The sequence below is a fragment of the Nocardia sp. A7 genome (assembly GCF_046549215.1).
Taxonomy (GTDB): domain Bacteria; phylum Actinomycetota; class Actinomycetes; order Mycobacteriales; family Mycobacteriaceae; genus Nocardia.
Genome location: NZ_JAJPWE010000001.1, coordinates 2,230,643 through 2,250,204 on the forward strand (window position 1 = coordinate 2,230,643; position 19,562 = coordinate 2,250,204).

The window sequence follows — 19,562 nt, forward strand, 5'->3', positions numbered from 1 at the left end:
GGGGCGTGACTGAGCAGCACGTCGAAACCCTCGAGTTCCAGGCCGAAACCCACCAGCTCCTCGAGCTGATGATCCACTCGGTCTACTCCAACAAAGACACCTTCCTGCGGGAGCTGATCTCGAACGCTTCTGATGCACTGGACAAGCTCAAACTTGCCGCCTACCAGGACAAAGACCTGGGCGCCGACACCTCCGACCTGCACATCGAGCTGGCGGTCGAGCAGGGCGAGCGCGTCCTGACGGTGCGTGACAACGGCATCGGCATGTCCCGCGCCGAAGTGATCGACCTGATCGGCACCCTCGCCAAATCCGGCACCGCCGACCTGCGCCGCAAGCTGACCGAGGCCAAGTCCGATGCCGCCGCCGAGGAGCTGATCGGCCAATTCGGCATCGGCTTCTACTCCACCTTCATGGTGGCCGATCGCGTCATCCTCACCACCCGCAAGGCGGGCGAGGCCGAGGGCACCCGCTGGAGCGCCGCCGCGGGCAGCTCGACCTATGAGATCGACACCGTCGCCGACGCACCGCAGGGCACCTCGGTGACCCTCGAGCTCAAGCCCGCCGACGAGGACGATCACCTCTTCGATTACACGCAGGAATGGAAGCTGCGCGAAATCGTCCGCAAGTACTCCGACTTCATCGCCTGGCCGATCCGCATGCAGGTCGAGCGCACGGTGACCGAGGGCGAAGGCGAGGACAAGGTCGAGAAGACCGTCGTCGAGGACCAGATCCTCAACTCGCAGAAGGCTCTGTGGACGCGGCCGCGCAGCGAGGTGAGCGACGAGGAGTACAAGGAGTTCTACCACCACGTCAGCCACGCCTGGGACGAGCCGCTCGAGATCGTCCCGATGAAGGCCGAAGGCACCTTCGAGTACCAGGCGCTGCTGTTCATTCCGTCGATCGCGCCGTTCGACCTGTTCACCCGTGAGCACAAGCGCGGTGTGCAGCTCTACGTGCGTCGGGTGTTCATCATGGACAACTGCGAAGAGCTGATGCCGGAGTACCTGCGCTTCGTCAAGGGCATCGTCGACGCCCAGGATCTTTCGCTCAACGTCTCGCGAGAAATCCTGCAGCAGGACCGCCAGATCCAGATGATCCGTAAGCGCCTGGTGAAGAAGGTGCTCTCGACAGTCAAGGACATGCAGGGCGCCGAGGACCAGACCAGGTACCAGACGTTCTGGTCGCAGTTCGGCCGAGTCCTCAAGGAGGGCTTGCTGTCCGACACCGACAACCGCGAAACCCTGCTCACCGTGTCGTCTTTCGCCTCCACCGCCTCCGAATCCGAGCTCACCACGCTCGCGCAGTACGTGGAGCGGATGAAGGACGGCCAGGACTCGATCTACTACATGACCGGCGAAAGCCGTGCGCAGGTGGAGAATTCGCCGCACCTGGAGGCCTTCACCGCCAAGGGGCGCGAGGTGCTGATCCTCACCGATCCCGTCGACGAGATGTGGGTCGGTTCGGTGCCGGAATTCCAGGGCAAGACATTCCAGTCCATCGCCAAGGGCGAGGTCGACCTGGAAACCGAGGACGAGAAGAAGGAAACCGAAGCCCTGCGCGAACAGCAGGACAAGGACTTCGGCGACCTGCTCGGTTGGCTCGGCACGACGTTGACCGACGTCGCCAAGGAAGTCCGCCTCACCAACCGCCTCACCACCTCACCCGCCTGCCTGGTCGGCGACGTCTACGACTTCACCCCCATGCTCGAGCGCATGTACCGCGCCTCGGGCCAGGCCCTGCCCGAATCCAAGCGCATCCTCGAACTCAACCCGACCCACCCCCTGGTGACAGGCCTGCGCGACGCCTACGACGCCCGCAAGTCCGACGCCGACGAGGGCAAGGTCCCCGAACTCGCCGAAACCGCCGAACTGCTCTACGGCACAGCGGTTCTCGCCGAGGGCGGCGAACTCAAGGACCCGGCCCGCTTCGCCCAGCTCCTCACCGAACGGCTGACTCGCACGGTCTGAGCTCGACGTTTTCGAAACTGCCCGCTGCCCTTTCGGCAGCGGGCAGTTTTGTTCACCAGCATTTCCGGTGCTCACTACTCACATCGGGTCCACCATGGAGTGATGGTGGGGCACAGCATCTGTCGGGCGAGACCCGATGACTACGACAAGATCATCGGCGTCGTCGACAACTGGTGGGGTAGAGCAGCCGTCCACCACCTCCCTCGCATGTTCCTCGACCACTTCCACCGCACCAGCCTGATCGCCTCCGACGACGACGGAATCTCCGGCTTCCTGGTGGGTTTCGGTTCACCCTCCGACCCACGCACGGCCTACATCCACTTCGTCGCGGTCCGCCCGGACGCCCGCAAATGCGGCCTCGGCCGCACCCTCTACGAAGCCTTCTTCACCATCGCCCGCTCCGATAACCGCACCACGGTCACGGCGATAACCTCCCCCGCGAACTACACCTCGATCGACTTCCACCGCAGCCTCGGCTTCACCGTCACCGGCCCCATCCCCGACTACAACGGCCCGGGCCGCTCCCTGATCGCCTTCTCCCGCCCCGTCTGATCAGCCGTTTCGACGAGTGGAAAAAATCTGTGGTGTCGGGGGTAGACATTCTCCGAACCATAGGTATATAGTCGGTCTCGTTCCAATCAAGAAATCAGATGGCCGGGCAGGTGAGCTGCCCGGGAAGACAAGTTAGACCGTCCCTTCCGGCGGAGAAGAGAATCCGGTGCAGTCGGCCGGCCCGCCGAAGGAGCGAAGAAGCAAGGCAAGAGAAGAAGTAAGCAGAAGGCAAGTGAAGTACCGCAGTGAAACCGACGATTCAGGAGGTGGTGGCCACTGATCAGCCATTTAGATGTCCCGCATCCCAGAAGTTGTCGGATGCGGTATCTCAGATCGGCCTCCGCGGCCGGTGAAAGCAAGTGAAATCAATCCCTCAGTCGTAAATCACGGCCCCGGCGCTCAGCGCCGGGGCCTTCCGGCGTTGAATTCGAGAGGCCTCGTGCAGCACCCGAACATTGATCCCGCCGGTCCCAGCGCCGCGGACAAGCTCGACGACGACACCTACCCCGCCTACAGCATGGGACGCGCCGCGGAGATACTCGGCGTCACCCAATCGTTCCTGCGCGGCCTCGACGCCGCACGGCTACTCACCCCGCAGCGTTCAGAGGGCGGGCACCGCCGCTACTCCCGCTACCAGCTACGCATCGCCGCGCGCGTGCGTGAACTCGTCGACGCGGGCAACGCACTCGAGGCCTCTTGCCGGATCGTGATCCTCGAAGATCAGCTCGCCGAGGCGCACCGCATCAACACCGGCCTACAGGCAGAACTCGACAACCGCACCGACGGCTGACCGGCTGGTTCTCGCCGCGGGTGCACCGAAAAGACGAACGGCGCCTGACCTGTTGAGGTCAGACGCCGTCGATCAGGAAATGAACTAGCGCGGTGCCATGCGCAGGGCACCGTCCATGCGGATGGTCTCGCCGTTGAGGTAGTCGTGGGCGGCGATGTACTCCACCAGCTGGGCGTACTCGTCCGGACGGCCGAGGCGGGACGGGAACGGCACGCCGGCTTCGAGGCCCGCGCGGTACTCGGGGGTGACGCCGGCCAGCATCGGGGTGTCGATGATGCCGGGGGCGATGGTGTTCACCCGGATGCCGAACTGGGCGAGGTCGCGGGCGGCGGGAACGGTCATGCCGTGGACGCCGCCCTTGGACGCGGAGTAGGCGATCTGGCCGATCTGGCCTTCGAAGGCCGCGACCGAGGCGGTGTTGATCACCACGCCGCGCTGACCGAACTCGTCGACCGGCTCGGTCTTGGCGATGGTGTCGGCGGCCAGGCGCATCACGTTGAACGTGCCGAGCAGGTTCACGGTGATGACGGTGCGGAACAGCTCCAGATCGTGCGGGCCGTTCTTGGACAGGATGCGACCCGCCCAGCCGACACCGGCACAGTTGACCACGATGCGCAGCGGCGCCGGGCCCTCGGTGATCTGGGCGATCGCGGCGGCGACCTCGTCTCCGCTGGTCACGTCGGCGGCGATGAGGGTGACACCGGCGGGGACGTTGTCGCCCGCGCGCTCGATGGACGCGGGGACGTCAAGTCCGAAGACAGTGGCGCCCGCGTCGGCCAGGCGCTTGGCGGTGGCGGCACCGAGGCCGGAGGCGCCTCCGGTGACAATGGCGGCGGAACCCGAAATCTCCACAACGGTCCAATCTGTAGGTGATAGGCGGCTTATTGCGCCGCTTGCCAACAAGGCACCCTAACCCGTCATCGGTGTGGTCTGGAACACCGAACTCCAGCGCTGAGGAAATAGTTGTGAACAGGGGTGTCTACCGGTGGTAGCGTGCCGTCATGAGATCGTTCGCCGGTCCGTCGGTGGCCGGACGTAAGGTCCTGATCACCGGGGCCGCTCGCGGGATCGGTGCCGCCCTCGCCCGCCGGTTGGCCGCCAGCGGGGCCCACGTCGCCCTGCTCGGGCTGGAACCCGAACTGCTGGCCGAGGTGGCCGCCGAGTGCGGTGACGTCCCGTGGCGCTATTGCGATGTGGCCGATCGAGGGCAGGTCGAGCGGGTGGTCGAGGCGCTGGTCGCCGAACTCGGCGGGCTCGATGTGCTGGTGGCCAATGCGGGGGTCGCCAAGCAGATGGCGATGATCGGCGGCGATCCGTCGGTGTTGGAGGAGACCCTCGCGGTGAATGTGCTCGGGGTCGCCTACACGGTGTCGGCGGCGGGTGCGCATCTTTCGCATCCGGGTGGGTATGTGCTGATGATGTCGTCGATCTCCACGGAGGTGCAGTTGCCGCTCGGCGGGGCCTACAGCGCGTCGGCGGCGGCGGTGGCCTCGCTCGGCGCCACGCTGCGTGCGGAGCTGCGCTCGACCGGGGCGAAGGTGGGAGTCAGCTATTTCGCCGGGATCGACACCGACATGACGGTGCGCGGATTCGGTACGGCCGCCGCGCACACCGTGTTGGGGGAGACCAGCCTGACCGGGATCTCACCGATCGGACCCGCTGTCCTCGCGCTGGAACGAGCTATCGTGCGAAGACCCAAAACCGTTGTATCACCCTGGTGGGTGGCGTTGGTCCGGCCGTTCCGGCTGCTTGCCCAACTGGTCGTACAGCGAGTGCAGGGCGATCGTCTGGCCCGCGCCATCGACATCGCCCGCACCGAGGACGTCCCCTTCACCACCGACCAGCCGGCCCGACCCCGCAGAATGGAACGGCAAGCATGAGCGATTCGACCCTGCGGCAACAACTTCCGCGTGGACGCCATCACCTGTCGCGCGAGGAAGTCGTCGCTTCACAGCGTGAGCGCATTCTCGTCGCGATGGGCGAGGCGATGACCGTCGGCGGTTACGTCGGCACGCCGGTCGCGGCCGTGCTCAAGCGGGCCGGGGTTTCACGGGAAACCTTCTACGAACTGTTCCGCTCGAAGGAGGACTGCTTCAACGCGGCCTTCGACCGGGTGTCGAACGTCCTTGCCGAGAAACTCCGCGCGGTGATCGCCGAGTGCGCCGACACCGACGCACTCACCAGAATGGACCGCATTCTCACCGTCTACTTCGACCACATGATCGACGACCCGGCCTCGGCTCGCCTGTTCCTGGTGGAGGTCTACGCGGTCGGTCCGTCGGCCATCGAGGCCAGGATGGACTTGCAACACCGTTTCGTCGAGGTGGTGGCGTCGATGCTCGGCGCCGAATCCGAGGAGCAGCGGTTCGCCTGCTCGACTCTGGCCGCCGCCATCGGCGCGATGGTCACCGGCCGGATCGCCGCCGACGACCCGGAAAGCCTGCGCGGTATCAAGGAACAGCTGATCGCACTGGCCGAGCGCTCCGGCACCCTCTACGGAAACGCCTTCGCCTAACCCTTCAGCTCGGCCGGTTCGCTGTCGTGCACGGCGGGCCGCCCATACTTGCGCCACACCGCGACACCGATGCCGACCAGCGCGGGCGCGATGACGGCGGCTGCCGCCGAACCCCAACCCCCGAGCGACGGCACGAAGGCGTCGAGCACGGTTTTGCCCGCGAAGAACAGGAACAGCAGGCCCGATGCGATGGCGATGCCGCGCTCGGGCAGGTGCTTACCTGCGATCTTGCCGACCAGAATCGCGAGACCACCAGCGGCGACCATCCCGATGACCGAGCCGATCCAGACAGCCAGCCAGTTGTTGTTGGAGGCGAGGGCGGCGGCGGCGAACATGGTGCGGTCGCCGAGTTCGGCGAGGGTGAAGGCGGAGATGACGACGAGGAAGGCATTGCGGGTGCTCGGCGGCTCCGGTGCTTCTTCGGCGTCGTTATCGCTGGTCAGCGCGTCGAACAGGGTCCAAAGGCCGACCACCAGCAGGGTGAGGGCGGTGACGATGGCGATGGCGTTCGCGGGCAGGGCGGTGCCGAGGAAATGGCCGACGCCCGCGGCGATGAGGTTCACGGCGACGCTGGCCACGCTGATGCCTGCCAGTACCACCCACCAGCGGTAGCGCAGTGAGAAGGTCAGCGCCATGAGTTGCGATTTGTCGCCGAGTTCGGCGAGGAAGAGCACGCCGAAGCTCAGGGCGATCGTGGCGATCATGAAAGTCAGCTCCCAGGAAAATACTCCGGCCTGTGGCTGAGACCGCGCTTTCGAATGCTGCAAGCCGCCTTCAGCCACACCGGTCGACGGATCGGTTCGTGGCCGAAGGTCTCGCCCACCGGTGGTCACCGGTTCACGCAGCCGGACCGCGCCTGAGGCGGCGATCAGTATGTCGACTGCGCGATTGCGGGCTACTCCCCTTCGCTGTTGTCCACTCTAGCCCGGTTGCTCCCGGTATGCCAAGTCCCGGCAATCCAAATCTCAATGGGCACAATAAGTTTGGGTGTGCGGCGGTGATAGTTCGGTTTCCCTGATTTCAGTAACACGCAGACCCGTTGCCGGTCGTTCGCCGAACCGTCGACCGCGAAAAGTTCAGGCCGCCAGCAGCATTGCGAGCACGGCGGTATCGGGATCGCTGATCAGATCCATCCCGACCCGGCTCACCAATGAGGTGATCGTGCCGTCGAGTTCGGCCTCCGCCCACGCCGCGCGATGCTCCAAACCGAGGTGCGGCACGCCGGGCAGCAACACGCAGCCCGAGGCCGCGCCCGCGCATTCGGGCAGGGAGGGTCGCGTCTCCGACGGCGGATGCAGCATCAGCAGCGCAGGAGGGGTACGCGCCGCGAATCGGCCGGGTTCGATCGCCTCGTCCCCGAGCACCGGCCCCTCCGCCATCACCAGGCCCACCGTGCCGGGTTCCGGGTCGTCGGGCAGCTCCTCGCGCACCCCGAACACCGTGGTGGTCACCAGCAGGCCCGGCATCGACGCCACCCGCACGGCCAGCACCAGCACCTGCGCCCATTCCTTGGTGGTATCCGGCCACCGCCCCGAAACCACGAACCCGCACAACCGTCCACGCGCCTGAAATGGCGTGATCCCGATCGGACCCTGAGTATTCATGATGGCCTCCCGAACTACCGGGGGCGACTATGCCCGTATGACAGGAATAGCCCCTAACCCATCTGGCACACAAGTACCAAAGAGTGCCAATCGGGCAAAAAAGACAGCGGGCCCGCATGCGAAAGTCGCATGCGGGCCCGCTGAAAGGCTTACATCACCCGAAGATCAGGCCCTTGCCCTGGCCGACGGCCCGAGCGAAGCGGTCCTGCACGTCGGCCCAGTTGACGACGTTCCAGAACGCGGTCACGTAGTCGGCCTTGACGTTCTTGTACTGCAGGTAGAAGGCGTGCTCCCACATGTCGACCTGCAGCAGCGGAATGATGCCGGTCGGCACGTTGGACTGCTGGTCGTACAGCTGGAAGGTCAGCAGCTTCTGGCCGAGGGTGTCGTACCCAAGGACGGCCCAGCCGGAGCCCTGCAGCCCGTTGGCGGCAGCGGTGAACTGCGCGCGGAACTTGTCGAACGAACCGAACTGGTCGGCGATGGCCGCGGCCAGGTCGCCGTCCGGCTGGTCGCCACCGTTGGGGGAGAGGTTCTTCCACCAGACGGAGTGGTTGTAGTGGCCACCGAGGTGGAAGGCCAGGTTCTTCTCCAGCAGCAGGATGGCAGCCAGGTCGCCGGACTCACGGGCTTCCTCGAGCTGCTCGAGTGCCTTGTTGGCGCCTGCGACGTAGGCGGCGTGGTGCTTGGTGTAGTGGATCTCGTTGATCTGACCGGAGATGTGAGGCTCCAGTGCGCCGAAGTCGTAATCCAGTTCCGGCAGCGTGTAGACGGCCACGATGTCCCTTTCCGTGTGTCGGGCTGTGCGCGCCCAGATCGGACGACAACACCAACCATCATTCGTACACCCGCCCCGTGCAACCCGCGACCCTTGCCCCCGCATTCCCCGCAGGTCTGTGCGTAGGGCGCCGCTCCAAAATTACAGCGGCGGCGCGATGTCGGCCTTCGTGGTCCTGGCATCCCCGGTGGCATGCGCGTCCCACCACCGGCGCCCACCGTCGATGAACTCGTCCATCGGAATCTCGCGCCCGGCGGGGTCGGTGACGGAGATCTTGTCGAACCACACCCGCACATCGAGTTCGCGGGGGTCGATCCCCTCTTCCTGCGAGAACTCGATGACGTGCGCTGGGATGCGCTGATCGAGCACCTCGTCGAAACTGAGCAGTTCGCTCCACAGCGTCCAACCGCTGTCGTCGAGGTCGATGAACTCCCACCCGTGCAGCCCGCCGCCGCCGAAGCTCTCGATGGCCTCGTCGAGCTGGTCCAGACTCAACGGGAGCACGCGGGCGTCGACATCGTCCCAGCGCTGGATGCGCAGGGAGGCCGCGACGCGGGTGACCCCGGTGAAGGTGAGCAGAACTTTCGTGTCGATCGGCGCGGGTCCATCCGTGGGTAGCGTCAGCACCTCCAGAGCGAGTTGCAGTCGGCCCGCCGCGGCATCCACTTCTACCCCTAGACACGTGGATTCGGACAAAGCGGTATTCAAGCCGTTGATGTCGAAACTGTCGAGTAGCCCCCTGCTCACGTTCATGCGCCCAGGCTACCGATCTGGCCGCCCAGATCCCAGGATTTAAGATTTTCTCTAGTGTTCTCGTTTTTATGGAACCGAATCGGTCCCGCTCGCGTCCAAGTAGATGTCGGGACAGAACGCACTCCATGAATCCCGACGTCAGCGGCGAACGACCGCTCCGGGATGACATGGAGGGGAGTCCCGGATCGGTCGTTCCCGGCTGGTTCTGCCCAGCCGTCGACACCACGGACGGCCGGTTCGGCGGCATAGTGTGCTGACCGGTAGCTGAGCCTCGCCGACCGCCTCGTCCTCGCACAGGCCGCCCGGCAACGCGCGTGGCATGGCAGGATCGAGGCGTGACGAGCTCCGATGTCCCCACGGTGCCGGTGGGTGCGGTACCCGCCGCGTTCGACCACGCGGACCCGGCGCCGGGCGCGCAGCTGCTGGACGTGCGCGAACCCGACGAATGGAACCTCGGGCACGCACCGGGCGCGATCCACATCCCGATGGTCGACGTACCCGCCCGCCTCGACGAGCTCGATATCGACGCCGAGCTCTACATCGTGTGCAGACAGGGTGGCCGGTCCATCGAGGTCGTCCGGTATCTCGCCCACATCGGGTACGAAGCGGTCAACGTCGCGGGGGGCATGGTGTCCTGGCAGCAGACCGGCCGCCCGGTGGTCGCCGACGGCGACCACGAAGCCAAGATCTACTAGTCCGGAAGCGGGGTGCGCGGGTGAGTTCGGTGGTGCAACCATGTGCACGCTGTGGTGCGCGGTGGGCCGTGCAGGGCGCGCCGATGCACTGGTGCCCACGCTGCCGAGGCGTGCTGCTCTCGCCGGGCAAGGTCGACGCCCCCGCCACCCAGCGCAACTACCGTTGGGTCGCGCGCCGGCCCGACCACCGCACGCGTAAGGCGGGCGCGACCATCGCGGCCCCGCTCGGGCCGACCCCGCGCTACACCCAGACCCCGCGCTGGGGCCTGCTCGATCCACCACCGTCGCCCGCTCGCACACCAGAGCGACCGCTGCGCGGTATCGCCGTTCGCCGCGACCGACTGCTGGTCGCGACCATGTTCGCGTTCCTGCTCGCCGGGCTCGCCGAATACGGCCGCTACCTGATCCTGTTGCAGAACCGTGCCCGGCTCATCCCCGGCTGGCTGCTGTCGATCTCCGACGCCACGGTGCTGGTGTTCGGCATCATCGCGCCGCTCTGTGCGCTGGTGACCGCGGTGTCGCTGGTCGCCTGGCTGATCGAAGCGCGCACGATCGTGTTCACGGCCTACGGCAAGCGTGATCCGCGCAAGCGGTGGACCCTGATCGCGGGATGCCTCGTGCCGGGCGTGAATCTGATCTGGCCGGGCGTGTTCCTCACCGAACTCCTCGGCACCGACCCCGATCCGCGCTCCTGGCGGGCCGTGCGGATCTGGTGGGCGGCTTGGGCATTCAGCGGACTGCTGTTGATCGCGGCGACGCTGTGGCGTGACGCGTCGACCCTGCAGGCGGAAGCCGACGGCGTCTCGTTCACCGGGTTCACCAACCTGTGCGCGGCCGGGTTCGCGGTGCTCACGCTGTGGATGGTGCGCACGCTGGAAGGCCGTGACCTGCGTGGAGACGTCAGGTCGGCGCATCGCTGGGTGATGGCGGCCGATCCCGCCGAGGTCGTCATCGCGCCGGTCGAGCCGGGCGCTGTCGCCTCGGTCGACGACTCCGGGCACGATGAGGTCGAACGCGCGGATGCTGTCCGGGCAGGCGAGAATACGCAGGAGGAGGTCGTGGCCAAGTGAGCCAGAGCAATCGCCCACCCTTCGTGGTGGCGCATCGTGGCGCGTCGGCGGCGAAGCCCGAGCACACCATCGCCGCGTACGAGCTAGCGCTGCAGGAGGGTGCTGACGGTGTCGAGTGCGACGTCCGGCTCACCCGCGACGGCCACCTGGTCTGCGTGCACGACCGCACCGTCGACCGCACCAGCGACGCCACCGGCCTGGTCAGCGAGCTGACGCTGGACGAGTTGCGCGAGATGAACTTCGGCACCGACGAAGAGCCGCAGGGCGTACTCGCGCTGAGCGACCTGATCGGACTCGTCCTCGACTGGCGAACCCGCCCGACCAAGTTGTTCATCGAGACCAAACACCCGGTGCGCTACGGCGCCCTGGTGGAGAACAAGGTGCTCGCCGAACTGCAGCGTTTCGGCATCGCCACGCCCGCCTCGGCCGATCATTCCCGCGCGGTGGTGATGTCGTTCGCGGCGACCGCGGTCTGGCGGATCCGCCGTGCCGCACCGCTGCTGCCGACGGTGCTGCTCGGCGAATCGTCGCGGTTCCTCGGCGGCGGCGCGGCCACCACGGTCGGCGCGACCGCGGTGGGGCCGTCGGTGAAAACCCTGCGCGAGCATCCCGAACTGGTCGACAAGGCCGCCGCGGCAGGCCGGGCCACCTACTGCTGGACCGCCGACGACCCCGAAGACGTGACCCTGTGCGCCGATCTGGGCGTGAGCTGGGTGGCCACCAACCACCCCGGCCGCACCAAGGCGCTACTGGCAGGCGTCTGAGGCACCCGCACGAGGAATCGCGGCCATGGCAGGGGGCGCGGTGAGCGAACCCGCTGCTCGGCCATAAACTCCACGCGTGGGTAAAAGCAAGCGGAACAGTCCGAAGCCCGACAGTAATCGGGCTCAGCGTCTCGCGCAGCGGCGTGCGGCGCAGGAGCAGGCATCCGCGGCCGTGACACGGCCGTTCGAGGGTCTTGCCGCTGAATGTGATCTGGTGGCGCTGCGGGAGTTCGTGCCGTCGGCGACCGCGACCTTGAAGCTCGCGCCCGGCGTGGCCGCGCAGCGCGAGGTCACCCTGGCGACGGTGCTGCCCGGTGCGGTGGCCGCGCTGGTGCGCGCCGGTGACGAGCCGGTCGGTTTCGTCGGCACGCAGATGCAGTTCCGCGGCGAGGACCCGTCGGCCGATATCGCGGCGGCGATCCTGTGGACCCAGTCGGCCGAGGCAGGCGAGTCGCTGAACTCCGCCGACGCCATCGACGGTGGTCCGCGCCTGGCCGACGTGATCGATCCCGGTGCCGATCTCGAGCTCACCGTGCACCAGGACTTCGACTGGTGGGTGCCCGAGGGCGTCACCCCGGATCCGCAGGTGGCGGCGACGATCGAGCAGGCCAAGCAGGCCATCATGCCGTCGGCACGCCTGGATCTCGGCCCGGATTCCGTCGGCGCGGCCTGGTGGGTCGACGCGGGCGAGAAGGCGCATGTGCGTTGGGTGCGTCCCGAGGACGAGGACGCGCTGATGCTGGCGCTGGCTCGCGTGCACGCCACCGGTGGACTGCACCTGGGTGAGGGTTCGCGCTTCGCCGGCTCGTTCCGCACGCACGGCCTGCTGGTGCCGGTGTTCGACCTCGATCCCGAGCGGCACCCGGCTGAATGGGAAGCTCCGGCGCGTGAGTTCGGTGCCCGCCTGGCCGAGGCGCTGGCTTCCGACGCTCCGATGACCGGCGAAGAGCGTCGCTCGCGCGATGGCCTGCGTTCGCGTCAGGTCACCCTGCGCTGAACTTAATGAAACATTCCTCTTTCACAGGTCTGGTCGGCTAGGTTCACGAATCAGCCGACCAATCGGTGATGAGGAAAGTAAGAGGCATCGTGGAATTTCTCGGATCTATCGCAGGCCTGGCCCAGATGTTGATCGGCACCGTGCTGGCAAATACCGGCTCGGGTGGCTCGGGCTCGGGCTGGTAAAGCACAACAGGGATTCGGCTCGCTGCCCGCGAGCCGAATCCCTGTGCGTTCTGGCTAAACGCTGCCGCCCGCGACCGACGGCGCGCCGGAGGCGTCCTTCGGGGTGCTCAGCTCACGCCACATGAACTCCTCCAGGTCGAACAGGTTCGACCCGGCGCGATCGGCGATATTGAGCAGCGTCGTCATGTGCGCCACTTCTTCGACCTGTTCCTTCAGGAACCACTGCATGAACTGCTCGCCGAGGTAATCGCCCTCTTCACGGGCGGTGCTTGCCAGCTGGACGATCTGATCGGTGACCGTCTTCTCCTGGGTCAACGCCAATTCGATCGGCTCGCGGGCGGTCTCGAACTTCGACTTCGCCGCATCGATGCCCGAGATGTCCACGGAGATGTCGCGGTCGACGAAATACTGCACGATCATCATCGCGTGATTTCGTTCTTCCACCGACTGGGCGTAGAAACGCTTCGCCAGCTGCGGCAGGTCGTGGTTGTCGAACCACACCGCGATGGCGATGTACTGATGCTCGGCATTGAACTCATGCCGGATCTGGTCTTGAAGCAGAGTGTGGAACTTGCTACGCGGAGCTTCCGGATGAATCGACATAGCGGCAACATTAGTGCTGGTCATAAGGGGTTGTCATCCAAGTGCAGCCTTATTGAGGACAGTATTCCCTAACCAAGTATTTCCTAACTCGCGCCTGCCATTCGGGGTGCGGTGGTGTCGAGGCGCACCGTGCCGCGCAGTTCCCGGCGGACGAATTCTTCGACATCGAACAGGTTGTCCTGTCGGTCGAGCACCGTCAGCAGGGTGGTCATTTTCGCGACATCGTCGACCTGCTCGCCGAGGAACCACTGCATGAACTGTTCGCCGAGGAAGTCATTGGTCTCGCGCGCCGCCGCGGCGAGCGCGCTGATCTGCCCTGTGGTGACCCGTTCGCGGTCGAGCAGAAACGCGATCGCGGCGCGCGGGGAATCGAATTCCGCGCGCACCTCGTCCAGCCCGCCGATCGCGATCGGCACATCGCGGTCGAGCAGGTACTGCACCATTCGCATCGCGTGCCCGTGATTGGCCGTCGAGCGCGCATAGGTCTGCGCGGCCAATTCGGGTAAGTCCTGCGCGTCGAAATAGACGGCGGCGGCGAGATATTGATGCGCCGCGGTCAGACCCGCTCTGACCTGGTCACGAAGCATTTCGGCGAAGGACACGTTCTCGGACATGCCATCGACGTTACCGCGTGAGCAGCTCCTCCGGGATCTGCTGATCGGCGGCGAGCGCCTCGAAGAAGCCGGTGGCCCTGGCCTTGTCCCAGAGCAACACGTTGCCCACATCGGTGTCGTCGAATCCGCCGATCGGCACGCTGGTGGTGACGGTGTCGCCACGCATCGCCCAGCCGAGTGCGGCCAGATTCCAGATGTGGTCACCGTCGTCGACCTTCAGCGAGCCCGCGACCCCGGTTGCCATGGGCCACAGGGCGAACGGATTCGCGAGGGTGCCCGTGCTCGTCGCCTTCTTCAGCAGCGCCGCCATGAACATCCGCTGACGGTTCATCCGGTCGACATCGGCGGTCGGGGTGGCGCGGGTGCGCACGAAACCGAGGGCCTGCGGGCCGGACAGTTCCTGGCAGCCCGCGGGCAGATCGAGCCCGGCCAGCGGGTCGACGATCGGTTCGTCCAGGCACATCTCGATCCCGCCGATCGCGTCGACCACGCTCGCGAAACCACCGAAACCGATCTGCGCGTAGTGGTCGATCCGCACGCCCGTGGCCACCTCCACCGTCTGGACCAGCAGCGGAGCGCCGCCGAGCGCGAACGAGGCGTTCAGCTTGTCCTTGCCGTGGCCGGGAATGCTCACGTAGGAATCGCGCGGGAGGCTGACCATCGTGGTCGGGCCGGAGGACGGGATGTGCACCATCATGATCGTGTCGGTGCGCTCGGGTCCGGTGTCGCCGCCGGTCGCGAGTTCCTGTTCCTGCTCGGTCGAGAGGTCACCGCGGCCGTCCGAACCGACGAGCAGCCAGTTGGTGCCGGGGGTATCGCGCACGCGGTCGGCGTAGGACGGCAGCGCGGTGATGCGGGTGAGCGAGTTGTCCAGGTGCACGATCGCGGCGATGAGGCCGACGATCAGCGCCACGATGATCACCATGAACCACCGGAACGGGTGACGTCTGCGCCTGCGTTTCGGTGGTTGTGCCTGTCTGCCACTGATCGGCGGCGGGGGTGTGCGGCGCGGCGGGGCACCGTCGTGATGGGGGACCGGGCGCTGCGTCGGGGCGTGCCGGACCTGCTCGCGACGGGGACTCGGCTGCTCACGGCGTGGCGGGGGCTGTGATGGGCGCCGGGGTTCGACGCGATCGCGCGGTGCCTGCGAATACGCCAGCGGCTGATCACCGGAGTTGCCGCGGTGCATCACCTGGGTGGGTTCGATGTGCGAGGCGCCGCGCCGAGGCGCCGGGTTGTAGCGAACCGTCGGTCCGTCCTCGGGATTCGGACGCCGATCGTTGCCGGGCGGACGGCCGTAGCGCGGATCCGGTGGGATCGCGCGACCCTGCGGCGGTACCGGACGACCTTTCGGGGGCACCGCGGAACTGTCGGGGCGGCCGGATGCCGGGGGCACCCGGCGTCTACGGGGGTCCTCGCGGGGGTCGTCGCCGTTCATCACCGTCAAACTCTACTGATCGTCGGGCGCGCGGGTCGGTTCTGCGCGTGCGGTCACTATGGGATACCCCGTGTGGCGGGCATTGTTAGCGTGAAACGCGACGATGTGGTGAAACTCGCCGCGACACGCCGTTCGCATCGCTGAACGGACACCCCGGCGCACAGCTGCCGGACGCGCCGCTCGTGGCACGATTTTCGGCGACCGGCTTGTGGTCACGGCAACCAGCCGACGCGCCCTCGCAGCACGCTGTAGCCCAGATAGGCGACCGCGTCGATCGTCGCGTGGGCCAGGATCAGCGGCCACAGACGGTTGGTGCGTTGCCAGTAGCGGCCGAAGATCACCCCCATCACGAGATTGCCGAGCCCGCCGCCGATCCCCTGGTACAGGTGATAGCTGGCGCGCAACAGCGCCGACGCGGCCAGCGACGAATTCTCCGACCAGCCGAGCCTGCGCAGCCGGGTGATCAGATAACCCACCACCAGCACTTCCTCGGCAACGGAATTCGCGCACGCCGACAGGAGCAGCACCGGCAGCCGCCACCAGTGTTCCGACAGCGAACTCGGCACGATGGTGACGCTCACTCCCATCGCATGCGCGACCAGATACAGCGCGAGCCCCGGCAATCCGATCACCGCGGCCAGCACCAGCCCCGCCACGATATCGCCGCGCCGGATCCGCGCCAGCCCGATCATCCGCGGCCCGATCCCGCTGCGCCACAACAGATACAGCCCCAGCGCCGCCCATGCCATCAGCCGCGTCACCCCGACGAGCTGGAACAGCAGATCCAAAAACGAGTTGTTCGACCGCGACGCGTTCAGCGCCACCGTCCGCCCCCCGACCCCACCCGGCGACAACGCCGAATCGAGCAGCGACAGACCGGCACTGATCCCACTCAACCCGAAGGTCACCAGCAGAACGACCGCGATCTCCACCCGCAGCCCGAACCTGTCCCGCTCACTCAGCGGAGTCTCCGAAGGATCGACACGCATGCCGCGCAGTCTAAGCAGGCACCACCCCGCAGTCGGTTACCAGCGAATCTTCACAGCGCCCCAGCGCTCCGGAATTCAGCCGATCAAATACGTCGCAAACCGTTCAGAAACGGGCAGCCCGCCAGCACACGGACCGCGCGACTCAACGATTGGATGTCATCGGCCGGAGTGGGAAACGGCAGGCGGACATCATGATCACCGTCGTTGCTCTCGACCCGCAAGGTGAGCCCGTAGCGGTCGATGGCGAGGGGATGCACCAGCCCGCCGCGCAGCCGGGTCGGCAGGTGCCGCGCCAGTTGCGCGACAACGTCGGCATGGTCCTCCGACATATGCTGCAGCCAAGCACTTTCCAGCTCACAGAACGGATCGGCGCTAGCGGCGCGCAGGTCGGCGTGGTCGACCGATTCCGCCCCCGCCGTGTCGGCCAGCACCGCCGAATTCACCACGATCCGCAGCAGCGTCACCCCGTGCCCCACATCGAGCAGACCCGGATGCGGGAAATCCTTGGCGATTTCGACGGCGAGCGCGCGCTGCGCATGCTCCGGCACCTGCCGCACCCATCCGCGCAACCACACCAGCGCCCTGACCGGCTCACGCAGCGGCAGCGGCGCGTGATCGGTGAGTTCGAGTACCGCCGAGGTCTCGTTCGCCGTGGCGGCCAGCGCGGCCGCGAGCGAGGACGCCGGCACCGCGATCACCGCGTCGCCGCAGCGGCGCAGGTGGTGCAGCGTGGTGGGGACCGGGTCGATACCGGGCAGCGCGAGTACCGCCGTCTCCGCATGAGCACACGCACTGCGTACCCGCTCGGCGGTGGTCGGCGCGAGGATCGTGGTGGGGCTCGACATGACAACCTCCGCGAACGTTTGATTAGGTAAACCTAAGCTAAGTTACAAACGCTCGCCACGCAAGAGGACACCCCGAAGAATCGAGCCGATACGGTGGACCGATGACGCACGACGACCACGGCGACGACCATCCCGCCCCCGCCGAACCCGTCCTGCTCAACCTGTCGGCCCCCGCCCGCCGCAGCCTCGTGGCCGACCTCGTCCGCCCCGCGGGAAGTTCCCCCACCCCCGTCGACGTCGACATCCCCGACCCCGCCCTGGCCGCCTTCCTGGCCGCCATGGCCCACGCCGACCACGGCTTCACCGCCCACACCACCAGCGGCCCCCGCGCCCTGGCCGTAGTCGCGGGCACTGTAGCCGCCCTCTGCGGCGAAGACATCCCCACCGCCCTCACCACCCCCGATCTGTCCTTCCTGAAGTCACTGAAACCCGCCGCCATCGAAGCCACCCGCACCGTCCTGCTCGCCATCGAAACCCCCAACGAACAGGCAATCACCGAAGCACTACAAGTACTGGACCACTAACCCCGTACCACCCGATGCGCCGCCGACCCGCGTGCACGTCCTGAGTCGGGTATTCCGATGTGTCCCCCCCAGCGGGCCCGGTAACCCCCGTATGTCCCTCCCCAAAGGGGCCCATGGGGCCCCGCTCGAGCGCGCCAGCGCTCCAAAAACACAGCCCTGCACACCACCCCCGAACCACTGAACCCCGTTGTCCCCCCACCACACACTCCCTACCGCACCACCGCCCTGACCTTCGAGTCCGAAAAGCCGATAGCCCCAGCCGCTAAAGTTGCAGTGTGCTGCGTATTGCCTACTTCGGACCATCCGGAACCTTCACCGAGATGGCGCTGGCGAAGTTCGAGAGTTCGGGTGCCTTCGATGCCCCGGTCGAGCGCATCGCCGCGCCGAGCCAAGGCGCGGCGCTGGACCTGATCCGTACCGGCCAGGTCGACGGCGCGGTCGTGCCGATCGAGAGTTCGGTGGAGGGCTCGATCCCGGCCACCCTGGATTCCCTCGCCATCGGCCCCCGCTTGCAGATCATGGCCGAAACCGAACTCGAGGTGACCTTCACGATCGTGGCGCGGCCCGGTACCTCGCTGGCCGAGGTGCGCACACTCGCGGCCTACCCCGTGGCGGCGGCGCAGGTCAGGGAGTGGGTGGCACGGACCATGCCCGACGCGCGCCCGTTCACCTCGGCCTCCAACGCGGCCGCTGCCGAAGACGTGGCCGCCGGCACGGCCGACGCGGCGGTCTCGACCGCACTGGCGGGCGAACGACTCGGCCTGGTTACCCTGGCCGACGGTGTGGCCGACCACGACCAGGCCATCACCCGCTTCGTCCTGGTCACCGAGCCCGGCGTCGCGCCGCACGCCACCGGTGCCGACCGCACCTCGGTGGTGCTCGAACTGCCCAACGAGCCCGGTTCGCTGATGCGCGCGTTCGCCGAATTCGCCACGCGTGGAGTCGACCTCACGCGCATCGAATCGCGCCCCACCCGAACGGGCATGGGCACCTACCGGTTCTACCTCGACTGTGTGGGTCACATCGATGACCCGGCGGTCGCCGAAACATTGAAAGCCTTGCACCGCACCGCCCAGATCCGATTCCTCGGATCATGGCCCGCTGTAGCGGCTCTCGGCTCACCGCCGCCGTCGGACGAGCCTGCGGCAGAATGGTTGACGCAATTGCGAAAGGGGGTCGCGGACCTATGACAACCCGCGCGAAACTGATTCTGGTACGCCACGGCGAGACCGAGGGCAATGTCGCGAAGATCCTCGACACCGCGCTGCCGGGCCTGCCGCTGACCGAACGCGGTGTGGCGCAAGCGAAAGCGTTCGGCGCGGCCCTGGAGCGTGCGCCCCAGGTGCTGGTCTCCTCGGACGCGCTACGCGCCCGCCAAACCGCGAGCCACATCGAAGAAGCCACCGGCACACCGGCCTACGTCCTCGACGGTCTCTACGAGGTGCAGGTCGGCGACCTGCACGGCCGCTCCGACAAGGAAGCGCACGAACTCTTCCAGCAGATCTACCGCGGCTGGCACCTCGGCGAACTCGAGGTCAGGGCACCCGGCGGCGAATCCGGCCACGAAGTACTGGCCCGCATCCTGCCCGTCCTCGAAGGCCTGCGCGAGGAGTTCCTGACCGACGACGCCGACGGCGACGTGGTGGTCGTGAACCACGGCGCCGCCATGCGCCTGATCGGCAAAGCCCTCGCCGGGGTAGCGCCCCCGTTCACGACGAACAACCACCTCGACAACACCGAAACCATCGAACTGCTCCCCACCGAAGACGGCGGCTGGGAATGCCTACGCTGGGGCAAGTTCACCCCACCGTTCACGATCCAAGCCGAAGCGATGGCGGACGACCCCATGGGTTAAACGCTCCGGCTGCGCCTACGGTTC

The 19,562-nt window shown here is 66.9% G+C and carries 22 protein-coding genes; 12 read left to right on the forward strand and 10 right to left on the reverse strand.

Annotation, left to right across the window (positions count from 1 at the left end; genetic code table 11):
• Nucleotides 1-5: 5 nt before the first annotated feature.
• The 3 genes from htpG to ACLJPD_RS10140 all read left to right on the forward strand — a co-directional run bounded on the left by htpG (nt 6) and on the right by ACLJPD_RS10140 (nt 3,309).
• Nucleotides 6-1,967 (forward strand): molecular chaperone HtpG, encoded by a 1,962-nt coding sequence (htpG, locus tag ACLJPD_RS10130; RefSeq protein WP_410871632.1) that lies wholly within the window; start codon nt 6-8, stop codon nt 1,965-1,967.
• Nucleotides 1,968-2,069: 102 nt separating this feature from the next.
• Entirely contained in the window at nt 2,070-2,519 is a 450-nt protein-coding gene (locus tag ACLJPD_RS10135) for a GNAT family N-acetyltransferase (protein WP_410871633.1), read from the forward strand.
• A gap of 439 nt (nt 2,520-2,958) precedes the next feature.
• Entirely contained in the window at nt 2,959-3,309 is a 351-nt protein-coding gene (locus tag ACLJPD_RS10140; RefSeq protein ID WP_410871634.1) for a helix-turn-helix domain-containing protein, read from the forward strand.
• 84 nt (nt 3,310-3,393) lie between these two features.
• On the opposite strand, the gene ACLJPD_RS10145 is transcribed toward ACLJPD_RS10140, so the two are convergent.
• On the reverse strand, nt 3,394-4,161 hold the full coding sequence (locus tag ACLJPD_RS10145; protein WP_410871635.1) for an SDR family NAD(P)-dependent oxidoreductase: 768 nt from the start codon (nt 4,159-4,161) through the stop codon (nt 3,394-3,396).
• Nucleotides 4,162-4,310: 149 nt separating this feature from the next.
• Here ACLJPD_RS10145 and ACLJPD_RS10150 point away from each other — a divergent pair, with 149 nt between their 5' ends.
• Together ACLJPD_RS10150 and ACLJPD_RS10155 are read left to right on the forward strand one after the other, a co-directional pair.
• Entirely contained in the window at nt 4,311-5,189 is an 879-nt protein-coding gene (locus tag ACLJPD_RS10150) for an SDR family NAD(P)-dependent oxidoreductase (RefSeq protein WP_410871636.1), read from the forward strand.
• On the forward strand, nt 5,186-5,824 hold the full coding sequence (locus ACLJPD_RS10155; protein WP_410871637.1) for a TetR/AcrR family transcriptional regulator: 639 nt from the start codon (nt 5,186-5,188) through the stop codon (nt 5,822-5,824). The genes ACLJPD_RS10150 and ACLJPD_RS10155 overlap by 4 nt, the downstream gene beginning before the upstream one ends.
• Here ACLJPD_RS10155 and ACLJPD_RS10160 read toward each other — a convergent pair.
• From ACLJPD_RS10160 to ACLJPD_RS10175, 4 genes are all read right to left on the reverse strand, one after another.
• Nucleotides 5,821-6,528 carry a TMEM165/GDT1 family protein gene (locus ACLJPD_RS10160; RefSeq protein WP_410871638.1) on the reverse strand — a complete coding sequence of 236 codons (708 nt, stop codon included), beginning with the start codon at nt 6,526-6,528 and terminating at the stop codon, nt 5,821-5,823. The genes ACLJPD_RS10155 and ACLJPD_RS10160 overlap by 4 nt on opposite strands.
• A 372-nt stretch (nt 6,529-6,900) precedes the next feature.
• Nucleotides 6,901-7,428, reverse strand: a complete 528-nt coding sequence (locus tag ACLJPD_RS10165) for a peptidase (protein WP_410871639.1) — start codon at nt 7,426-7,428, stop codon at nt 6,901-6,903.
• 154 nt (nt 7,429-7,582) lie between these two features.
• Nucleotides 7,583-8,206 carry a superoxide dismutase gene (locus ACLJPD_RS10170; RefSeq protein ID WP_410871640.1) on the reverse strand — a complete coding sequence of 208 codons (624 nt, stop codon included), beginning with the start codon at nt 8,204-8,206 and terminating at the stop codon, nt 7,583-7,585.
• Nucleotides 8,207-8,347: 141 nt separating this feature from the next.
• Complete coding sequence (locus ACLJPD_RS10175; RefSeq protein ID WP_410871641.1) at nt 8,348-8,959, reverse strand: hypothetical protein; 612 nt, start codon at nt 8,957-8,959, stop codon at nt 8,348-8,350.
• Nucleotides 8,960-9,294: 335 nt separating this feature from the next.
• On the opposite strand from ACLJPD_RS10175, the gene ACLJPD_RS10180 reads away from it, so the two are divergent.
• The 4 genes from ACLJPD_RS10180 to ACLJPD_RS10195 all read left to right on the forward strand — a co-directional run bounded on the left by ACLJPD_RS10180 (nt 9,295) and on the right by ACLJPD_RS10195 (nt 12,485).
• Complete coding sequence (locus ACLJPD_RS10180; protein ID WP_410871642.1) at nt 9,295-9,654, forward strand: rhodanese-like domain-containing protein; 360 nt, start codon at nt 9,295-9,297, stop codon at nt 9,652-9,654.
• Nucleotides 9,655-9,764: 110 nt separating this feature from the next.
• The gene (locus ACLJPD_RS10185) at nt 9,765-10,724 is read left to right on the forward strand and encodes a DUF4328 domain-containing protein (RefSeq protein WP_410871643.1); all 960 of its coding nucleotides are present in this window, start codon (nt 9,765-9,767) and stop codon (nt 10,722-10,724) included.
• Entirely contained in the window at nt 10,721-11,488 is a 768-nt protein-coding gene (locus ACLJPD_RS10190) for a glycerophosphodiester phosphodiesterase (protein ID WP_410871644.1), read from the forward strand. Before ACLJPD_RS10185 ends, ACLJPD_RS10190 begins: the two co-directional genes overlap by 4 nt.
• A gap of 76 nt (nt 11,489-11,564) precedes the next feature.
• Nucleotides 11,565-12,485 carry a DUF5926 family protein gene (locus tag ACLJPD_RS10195; protein ID WP_410871645.1) on the forward strand — a complete coding sequence of 307 codons (921 nt, stop codon included), beginning with the start codon at nt 11,565-11,567 and terminating at the stop codon, nt 12,483-12,485.
• A 239-nt stretch (nt 12,486-12,724) separates the two neighbouring features.
• Here ACLJPD_RS10195 and ACLJPD_RS10200 read toward each other — a convergent pair whose 3' ends face one another.
• The 5 genes from ACLJPD_RS10200 to ACLJPD_RS10220 form a co-directional block, all read right to left on the reverse strand.
• Nucleotides 12,725-13,273: a ferritin gene (locus ACLJPD_RS10200; protein ID WP_410871646.1), complete on the reverse strand. Its 549-nt coding sequence runs from the start codon at nt 13,271-13,273 to the stop codon at nt 12,725-12,727.
• A gap of 83 nt (nt 13,274-13,356) precedes the next feature.
• On the reverse strand, nt 13,357-13,887 hold the full coding sequence (locus tag ACLJPD_RS10205; protein WP_410871647.1) for a ferritin: 531 nt from the start codon (nt 13,885-13,887) through the stop codon (nt 13,357-13,359).
• Between the two features lie 10 nt (nt 13,888-13,897).
• A complete protein-coding gene (locus ACLJPD_RS10210) occupies nt 13,898-15,325 on the reverse strand; it encodes an LCP family protein (protein WP_410871993.1) in 1,428 nt (475 codons plus the stop codon).
• A 212-nt stretch (nt 15,326-15,537) separates the two neighbouring features.
• Nucleotides 15,538-16,314, reverse strand: a complete 777-nt coding sequence (locus ACLJPD_RS10215) for a CPBP family intramembrane glutamic endopeptidase (RefSeq protein WP_410871648.1) — start codon at nt 16,312-16,314, stop codon at nt 15,538-15,540.
• 83 nt (nt 16,315-16,397) lie between these two features.
• Nucleotides 16,398-17,159, reverse strand: coding sequence for a DUF2470 domain-containing protein (locus ACLJPD_RS10220; protein ID WP_410871649.1), 762 nt, complete (start codon nt 17,157-17,159; stop codon nt 16,398-16,400).
• A gap of 101 nt (nt 17,160-17,260) precedes the next feature.
• Between ACLJPD_RS10220 and ACLJPD_RS10225 the strand changes: the two genes are divergently transcribed.
• From ACLJPD_RS10225 to ACLJPD_RS10235, 3 genes are all read left to right on the forward strand, one after another.
• Nucleotides 17,261-17,683: a hypothetical protein gene (locus tag ACLJPD_RS10225; protein WP_410871650.1), complete on the forward strand. Its 423-nt coding sequence runs from the start codon at nt 17,261-17,263 to the stop codon at nt 17,681-17,683.
• 275 nt (nt 17,684-17,958) lie between these two features.
• Nucleotides 17,959-18,873 (forward strand): prephenate dehydratase, encoded by a 915-nt coding sequence (gene pheA / locus ACLJPD_RS10230; RefSeq protein WP_410871651.1) that lies wholly within the window; start codon nt 17,959-17,961, stop codon nt 18,871-18,873.
• Nucleotides 18,870-19,538 carry a histidine phosphatase family protein gene (locus ACLJPD_RS10235; protein ID WP_410871652.1) on the forward strand — a complete coding sequence of 223 codons (669 nt, stop codon included), beginning with the start codon at nt 18,870-18,872 and terminating at the stop codon, nt 19,536-19,538. The genes pheA and ACLJPD_RS10235 overlap by 4 nt, the downstream gene beginning before the upstream one ends.
• Nucleotides 19,539-19,562 lie beyond the last annotated feature (24 nt).